General features: G+C 38.2%; 6 protein-coding genes. 4 read left to right on the top strand and 2 right to left on the bottom strand.

Going from position 1 to position 4,559, the window contains the following annotated elements; translation table 11 throughout:
- Positions 1-418 precede the first annotated feature (418 nt).
- Complete coding sequence (locus FTT73_RS15705) at positions 419-1,135, top strand: carbonic anhydrase family protein (protein WP_180191658.1); 717 nt, start codon at positions 419-421, stop codon at positions 1,133-1,135.
- A gap of 50 nt (positions 1,136-1,185) precedes the next feature.
- Here FTT73_RS15705 and FTT73_RS15700 read toward each other — a convergent pair whose 3' ends face one another.
- Positions 1,186-1,722, bottom strand: coding sequence for a hypothetical protein (locus FTT73_RS15700; RefSeq protein WP_180191657.1), 537 nt, complete (start codon positions 1,720-1,722; stop codon positions 1,186-1,188).
- Between the two features lie 162 nt (positions 1,723-1,884).
- On the opposite strand from FTT73_RS15700, the gene FTT73_RS15695 reads away from it, so the two are divergent.
- Together FTT73_RS15695 and FTT73_RS15690 are read left to right on the top strand one after the other, a co-directional pair.
- Positions 1,885-2,928 (top strand): molecular chaperone DnaJ, encoded by a 1,044-nt coding sequence (locus tag FTT73_RS15695; RefSeq protein ID WP_180191656.1) that lies wholly within the window; start codon positions 1,885-1,887, stop codon positions 2,926-2,928.
- A gap of 96 nt (positions 2,929-3,024) precedes the next feature.
- On the top strand, positions 3,025-3,396 hold the full coding sequence (locus FTT73_RS15690; protein ID WP_180191655.1) for an endonuclease domain-containing protein: 372 nt from the start codon (positions 3,025-3,027) through the stop codon (positions 3,394-3,396).
- 172 nt (positions 3,397-3,568) lie between these two features.
- On the opposite strand, the gene FTT73_RS15685 is transcribed toward FTT73_RS15690, so the two are convergent.
- Positions 3,569-4,402 carry a hypothetical protein gene (locus FTT73_RS15685; RefSeq protein WP_180191653.1) on the bottom strand — a complete coding sequence of 278 codons (834 nt, stop codon included), beginning with the start codon at positions 4,400-4,402 and terminating at the stop codon, positions 3,569-3,571.
- Here FTT73_RS15685 and FTT73_RS15680 point away from each other — a divergent pair.
- Positions 4,396-4,559: transposase (locus FTT73_RS15680; protein WP_180191654.1), on the top strand; the 164-nt coding region annotated here is incomplete at its 3' end. The genes FTT73_RS15685 and FTT73_RS15680 overlap by 7 nt on opposite strands.

Raw genomic sequence — 4,559 nt, 5'->3', positions numbered from 1 at the left:
CCCATTCGTCCAGGTAACAGATCTTTAATCTGTTCCCACTGCTCATCTTTTAATGCATAGCGTTTAGTCATAAAAGTATAATGGGGACAAGGCGGTTTTCCTCAAGCTAATTGATGACACGCCCTAGAAGTTTCATGTAAATATTGCATAAATATTCACCACTTTAATTGTGATTCAACTCACACTTTATTCCAAGTTGGTTTAGGACACTAAAATGATTATCTTATTGAAATTTAAATAATAATTTATAAATACTATATCTTTTCATAGACTTAAGTGTTTGGAAATTTGTAATTGATTCACCAAAATTAAGTAAAAATCTGTAGTTTGTGCTCTGAAAAATGAGGCAGTCATAAGCCTAAAAATTTGTTTTCTAAATGAAAAATTATTGATTACGGTTCTAAGAGGGAAAATTATTGTGAAAAAAATATTCACATTTTTAACAGTGCTTGGTTTGAGTACGGCAGGCTATGCAGATGCCAATTGGGGCTATATGCAGCCTGAACAATGGTCGAATTTAAGCCAGAAATATACTGCCTGTGATGGTGCGAATCAGTCGCCAATTAATATTGAGCGGACGGTAAAAGGACAACTGGAACCGCTGAAATTTAGTTATAACACCATGATTCACGCCATTGAAAATAAAGGTCATACCATTCAGGTGGACTTTGCCGAAGGTGGTGAGCTGGAGCTGGATGGGGAGCGTTTTGAACTGAAACAGTTCCATTTGCATAGTCCGAGTGAGAACCTGATTCAAGGTAAAAGTTATCCTTTAGAGATTCATTTTGTCCATGCCAATGCTGATGGTGAGCTGGCAGTGGTTGGCATGATGTTTGAGCAGGGGCAGGACAGCCAGATGCTAAAACAGATGTGGAAGCGTTTGCCGAAAAAGCGGGGGGAAAAAGTCGTGTTAAAAACACCACAGCCTGTCAATCAGTTGCTGCCTAAAAATCTGGATTATTATCGCTTTAGTGGCTCGCTGACCACCCCACCCTGTTCAGAGGGTGTGCGCTGGCTGATTCTAAAAGAGATCCAGCAGGCTTCGGCCAAACAGATTGCTGAATTTTCCAAATTGATGGGGCATCCGAATAACCGCCCGGTACAGCCATTAAATGGTCGTGTGATTGTGGAATAATCATTCTATTTGAGTCATTCACCTACATAATGCTGCTTTAAGCAGGCAATCTAAGATTGTAGGTGATGGCTCTCTTCAATCTGTTTAATCAGCTGACGGCTGACATCATGAATATGTTGGCTATGTTGAGTCAGTAAAGCCTGATGCTTGAGCTGCTTCCGGTTTTCAGGCTGTAATAAATGTTGTTGCAGAATCTCTTCGGAATGAAACAGCTCAAATGCCAATTGATTCAGGTTTGGGTCATAAATTTGACTGTGTACAAATATATGCAGTTCTTTAGAAAAGACTGGAATCAGTTCCAGATATTCAGTTTCCAAGGTATGCAGGATATTTTGGGTGCTTTGTTGATGTGACTGCATTTGTTCAATAAAGTCAGCACTATAGCGCCGAATGCGATACAGCGTTGGCAGCATCGTGACAAAGAATTTTTGTTTTTGCATGTCTTGTAAGGCGTTATCGCGATTTTGCGCCAGATGATTTAAATATAAGGGCACACTAATGGCGACAAAAATTGCAAACACAGACCCCAGCGCTTGTACCCACGCAGCCAGTTCCTGATTAAAGATTAAATCTGCCTGAGTCGCCATCTGAATCTCCTTTCAGCCCAGTGATGATTGAAGCGATTTCCATATTTATTGATATTAAACAAAATTTATTGATATAGGGTGTATATTTGTGTCGATAACTGACATACATCTGGCCGATAAAACCGTTAAACTGAGCACTCTGTCCTGCTTATCTTGAATATCATGTCTTTCAATTTAAAAACCATGATTCAGCCATTCACAGCGCTTTCGCCACAGCAGAAAAAGCTGGATCGCCTGATTGATAAAATTGAACAGCAGAAGCTGGAGCTGGCACAGTGGCAGCAGGCTGAACAAGAGATTCGACAATATACACAGCAAACTTTCATACCGGTCTATCATGAATTGCATGGTGTTTTGTTCGCGCAGCTTGAACAGTTATGGCAGCATCTGCATGAGGCAGAATTTTCTAAGGCCGAGATCGTGGTACTGGATGAAAAAATTCAATCCCTTGCCGCTTACTTAAAAGATTCACAGGCAATGTCGGTGCAACAAGCCATTAAAGTCAATGAAATTTATAATTACTATCAGCAGCTGAATGAACATGCCCAATTCAGAAAAAGCCAAAACAAAACAAATGAACTAGAAGGATTCTTTGAAGACCAAAATGGTTCAGAACCGACTGATACAGATGATTTTGAAGAATGGAATGCTGAACATTTTCAACAGGCACGTGAGCAAGCTAGACTAAAACGTCAGCAGGAAAAACAGGCGCAGGCTACAAAACTGGCAGAGCAGTCATTGAAAACGGTCTATTTAAAAATTGCTGCCATCATTCATCCTGACCGTGAAGCGAATGATGTCAAGAAAATAAAAAAGACAGAGTTGTTGCAACATGCCAATCAGGCTTATGAAAAGCAGGATTTATTTGCTTTATTGAAAATGCAGCTTCAGATTGAACAAGACCGAGATCCTTCACAAAAGAGTTTAACTACAGAGCAAATGAAGCTTTATCAACTGGCGTTAGATGCGCAAAGTCAGACATTACAAGCTCAAATTGATGCGTTGATTGAAACTTTGGTGTGGTCGCATAAAACTAAAATTGCGGTGAAAAAGTCGAAAGGGAAAGTTCAAATTGCTGACCTGTATAAGCAGATTGATGAAGATACTTTGGTCATAAAGCAGCAAATTAAAGTAGAAAAAGAACGGTTGAGATATATCAAGAAAGTGAGTGGCTTAGAGATGTTTTTAAGGCATGGGATGCTTTAAAATTTTTCTTCCTTTCCCTTTGGGATGAGAAACACTGCTTCGCAAAGGGGGGATGGAAATTTGCTATAATCATCAAAAATAAAAATTAAATTCTACATGAACAATAAACTCGACCCCCAATTATTAGAATTCGCCAAATCCATGCGCCACACCGCCACCGATGCTGAACATCTGATGTGGCAACTACTACGTGCCAAACGATTTATGAATCTTAAATTTCGTCGTCAGCATGTGATCCAACCGTATATTGTGGATTTTTACTGTCATGAAATATGTTTAGTGATTGAGTTGGATGGTAGTCAGCATGGAGCGGATGATGCTATTGAATACGATGTTGAACGAACCAAGTTTTTAGAGGCTGTGGGTTTAACTGTTGTAAGGTATTGGAATCATGATGTGTTGGGGCGGATGGATGTGGTCTTGGAAGATTTGTGGAAGGTGTGTACTGAGTTGAAAGAGAAGAAATAATGAAGGCTCCTTCTCCCTGTGGGAGAAGGCGGGGGATGAGGGTTTTTTAATTGGATAAAAGCACCTCTCCCTAACCCTCTCCTGAGAGGAGTGGGAATTCCATTGTGAAATCCATGCAGACACTAAATCAAATGGCGCTCCCTCTCCCTGTGGGAGAGGGCTGGGGTGAGGGTTAAATACAAATTGACATAGCTCTAACTCTCATTGCTGGCCCTTCAATAAAAATATCCAATAAGGCATTAATAATAGAATAAGTACGATCTTTAAAGGCTAAGATTTCCGAAATTTTCGATTCTGAAATTTCGTAATCTTCTTTACTACTATTAATTGCTTCAATTAATAAAGAAATACGCTCAACAAGGGATAAGAGTGGTGTTATTACATTACGTTGTAATAAGTTAATAGTTTGATCTTCATTAATTATTTTGGTGATTTTACCAATAATTATAAAATTCCCATCATTTAGCTGAGATTTAATTTTATTCGGTTGATGATTCTCCAAATCTAGATCAATGACACCGATACACTTACCATCAATACTCATTAGCATCTCTAATAAGTTGGATTCCAAATAATTTGTTTCCAGTTCGGAGATTAAGTTTTTAATAATTTCTATTAGATCATTATTAAGTTGATTTTGTGCAGGAGACTGTTTTTTTGTTTGTTGACTAGAGCTATTTTTATTAAGAAAAGGTGTTAGATATTTCAATTGTGGAGTTAGCATTTTTAAAATTTGCAACAATTCAAAGAAGTCCACTGGTTGCAAATCGGCTTTAATTCCAATGTAAGGGCTTTGTTTTAAGTCATCATTAAAATCATCAAAGTTTAAAATTAATTTTTCTTCTTGTAATTTTTTCAGTACTTTCATATGTAAAGCACCAAGAGTTAAATATTTACTCGTACTCTTTGAATAACTATTAGGGCGTGTCCTCATTTGAAAAATTGGTTTTAAATACTTAAAATCCTCCTTTAAGCTCTTTTGATTTCTATATTTTTTCAATGGCACGTACTCTTCTCACCGATGATATCTGGCAGCAAATTCAAGATACTATGCGATTACATGGTTGCTACTGTTCAAAGAATAGTAGAAATATCATGGAAGCGATCTTATGGAAACTGCGTACAGGCGCCACATGGCGGGATATTCCCCAAGAATTTTGTCC

The organism is Acinetobacter sp. YH01006, from assembly GCF_013420445.1.
Lineage (GTDB): Bacteria > Pseudomonadota > Gammaproteobacteria > Pseudomonadales > Moraxellaceae > Acinetobacter > Acinetobacter pseudolwoffii.
Note: the sequence above shows the minus strand (reverse complement) of the source record. Positions and strands in the feature narration are given on the sequence as shown.